We start from the raw sequence: 2,836 nt of genomic DNA on the forward strand, positions 1-2,836 counted from the left end.
CCGGCGCCCCTGGCGCCAATCAGCCAGTCCTTGCCGACGGGATCGTGGATGATGCCGGCGACGGTCTCGCCCTTGACCACGACCGCCAGCATGACGCCGAACAGCGGCACGCCGGAGGCGAAATTGAAAGTACCGTCGACCGGGTCGATGACGAAGGCCAGATCGGCATCGCCCAACCCGTTTAAAAGCGCTGGATTGTCGGAACAGGCCTCCTCGCCGACGACCATCGCTGAGGGATACCGCTCGCGCAGCCGCGCGGTGATCAGCCGCTCGGCATTGACGTCGGCTTCGGTCACCAGGTCGGCGGCCGACGTCTTCTGCCTGACATCGCCATCGCCCAACCGGCGAAAGCGCGGCATGATCTCGGCAAGTGCCGCCTCGGCCAGAATGCCGGCCAGCCAGTCGATCGCGGTGTCGTCAAATGTCATCGGCTTGCCTTGTGGTGAGGGTCTCGTTGAGGGCAGCGAAATCGAACAGCTTTCTGTCGAGCAGATGCGATGGCCTGCTGTTCGACAGCGCGCGCAGCATCGTATCCTTGCGGCCCGGCATGCGCTTTTCCAGGTCCTCGAGCATCGCCTTCATGGCGTTGCGCTGAAGACCTTCCTGGCTGCCGCAGAGATCGCAGGGAATGATCGGGAATCGCATGGCGGCAGCGAATTTTTCCAGATCGACCTCGGCGCAATAGCTCAATGGCCGCAGCACCATAACGTCGCCTTCGTCATTGAGCAGTTTTGGCGGCATGGCGGCGAGACGCCCGCCATGGAAGAGGTTCATGAAGAAGGTCTCGAGAATGTCCTCGCGATGGTGGCCGAGCACCAGCGCCGAGCACCCCTCCTCACGTGCAATGCGGTAGAGATGGCCGCGCCTGAGACGCGAGCAGAGCGAGCAATAGGTGCTGCCCGCCGGCAGCTTGTCGGTGACGACGGAATAGGTGTCCTGATATTCGATCCGGTACGCAATGCCGTGGCTGTCGAGATAGTCCGGCAGGATATGTTTGGGGAAATTCGGTTGGCCCTGGTCGAGATTGCAGGCCAGAAGATCGACCGGCAAGAGCCCGCGCCATTTGAGGTCGAGCAGCACCGCGAGCAGGCCGTAGGAATCCTTGCCGCCCGACAGGGCTACGAGCCAGCGCTGGCCGGGCTTGACCATCGAGAAATCCTCGATCGCCTGCCGGGTCAGCCGCAGCAGCCGCTTGCGCAGTTTGTTGAACTCGACCGAGGACGGCACGTCGGCGAACAGCGGATGGAAACCGCCTTCGCTGTCGGCGACCGGTTCGAGCGTTTCAATGTCTGGAAGCATGTTCATGGCATGTCGCTTTCAGTGGCCCAGAGCGCCGGATTAGCGGACATGACCGACAAAGAAAAGGCCGCCTCGACGGGCGGCCTTCGCAGGATGTCGCAGAACGCGCTCGTTTAGCGCGAATAGAATTCGACGACCAGGTTCGGTTCCATCTGCACGGCGAACGGAACATCCGCCAGGCCGGGGATGCGCGAGAAGGTCGCGACCATCTTGTTGTGATCGGCTTCGATGTAGTCCGGCACGTCGCGCTCGGCGAGACCGACCGCTTCCAGAACGATGACCAGCTGCTTGGACTTTTCGCGGATTTCGACGACATCGCCCGGCTTGCAGCGGTACGAGCCGATGTTGACGCGCTTGCCGTTGACGTTGACGTGGCCGTGGTTGACGAACTGACGGGCGGCGAAAATGGTCGGCACGAACTTGGCGCGGTAGACGACCGCGTCGAGACGCGACTCGAGCAGGCCGATCAAGTTCTCCGAGGTGTCGCCCTTGCGGCGGTCAGCCTCTTCATAGACCTTGCGGAACTGCTTTTCCGAAACGTCGCCATAGTGCCCCTTCAGCTTCTGCTTGGCGCGCAGCTGCAGGCCGAAATCGGAAAGCTTGCCCTTGCGGCGCTGGCCATGCTGGCCGGGGCCGTATTCACGCTTGTTGACCGGGGACTTCGGGCGGCCCCAGATGTTTTCGCCGAGACGGCGGTCGATCTTGTACTTCGCGGATTCGCGCTTGCTCATCGCATTCCCTTTTCAAAACAACACACCCCGGAACCTCATGGTCCGGGTGAAGGAAACGCGCCCTCCTCTGGCCTCCGTTTTCGAGACCTGACAGGGTTTTCCCACGCAACGCGGCGGAAAACCCACGGGACACGTCAGTTCAAACAAGATAGTAGAATTGGATTTCCACGCATCTTGCGCACATAAAGAAAACCACCGGGCATTGCGGCCCGGTGTTGGCGCGCTGATTAAACGGAGATTTAACCGGTGTCAAGCTTGTGGCTGGCGTAGGCCATGGCGACGATATAGCGTCTCTGGGTTGAGTACAGTGCCGGATGTGGCGGGAGGTTGCGCCAGCGGCATCAGGAAGGGACCGGAGCAGAGGAGCTACATTCGCATGAAGAAATTCTTCCTTACCCTGACAGGAGCCGCTGTGTTGGCGGGATCCATGGCGGTCATGACACCGGAGCCGGCTGAGGCCAGGCATTGGCAAGGGCACCGGCACCACCAGGCTTGCCGCATCGTGATCAAGAAGAAAATTATCTGGCGGCACGGCCACAAGAAGGTCATCCGCTACAAGATCAAGCAGTGCAGAGGGCGCTGGTAGGCTGCAATCCGGTCTCAGGCGGCCGACATCACTTCAAAGCCCGCGGTTTGGCCGCGGGCGTTTGATTCCGGCTCGTGTTCTTCGGCGTTTCCCTTGAACGGCGGACCGCACTCTAGCCTTTCGACTTCTTCTCCGGCAGGCCCTTGCGCTTCGTCTCGGCGAATTCCTCGAGCTGCTTTTCGCTCATCGATTCGTACATTCCCTTGGAAGCGCCCTGGAG

5 protein-coding genes are annotated in these 2,836 nt (G+C 61.2%); 1 reads left to right on the top strand and 4 read right to left on the bottom strand.

Annotated features, from left to right (window positions below):
* The 3 genes from EN914_RS30560 to rpsD form a co-directional block, all read right to left on the bottom strand.
* On the bottom strand, nucleotides 1-428 hold a 428-nt coding region (locus EN914_RS30560; RefSeq protein WP_281034680.1), incomplete at its 3' end, for an inositol monophosphatase family protein.
* Nucleotides 418-1,305 (bottom strand): tRNA 2-thiocytidine(32) synthetase TtcA, encoded by an 888-nt coding sequence (gene ttcA / locus EN914_RS30565; RefSeq protein WP_024504563.1) that lies wholly within the window; start codon nucleotides 1,303-1,305, stop codon nucleotides 418-420. The genes EN914_RS30560 and ttcA, both read right to left, overlap by 11 nt.
* A gap of 107 nt (nucleotides 1,306-1,412) precedes the next feature.
* Complete coding sequence (rpsD, locus tag EN914_RS30570) at nucleotides 1,413-2,030, bottom strand: 30S ribosomal protein S4 (protein WP_013532142.1); 618 nt, start codon at nucleotides 2,028-2,030, stop codon at nucleotides 1,413-1,415.
* A 376-nt stretch (nucleotides 2,031-2,406) separates the two neighbouring features.
* Here rpsD and EN914_RS30575 point away from each other — a divergent pair, with 376 nt between their 5' ends.
* The gene (locus EN914_RS30575) at nucleotides 2,407-2,616 is read left to right on the top strand and encodes a hypothetical protein (protein ID WP_013532143.1); all 210 of its coding nucleotides are present in this window, start codon (nucleotides 2,407-2,409) and stop codon (nucleotides 2,614-2,616) included.
* A 112-nt stretch (nucleotides 2,617-2,728) separates the two neighbouring features.
* Here the strand turns inward: EN914_RS30575 and EN914_RS30580 are convergent.
* Nucleotides 2,729-2,836, bottom strand: a 108-nt coding sequence (locus EN914_RS30580) for a DUF3008 family protein (protein ID WP_127389487.1), incomplete at its 5' end; no start/stop codon positions are given.

The sequence above is a fragment of the Mesorhizobium sp. M7A.F.Ca.CA.001.08.2.1 genome (assembly GCF_003998455.1).
Lineage (GTDB): Bacteria > Pseudomonadota > Alphaproteobacteria > Rhizobiales > Rhizobiaceae > Mesorhizobium > Mesorhizobium ciceri.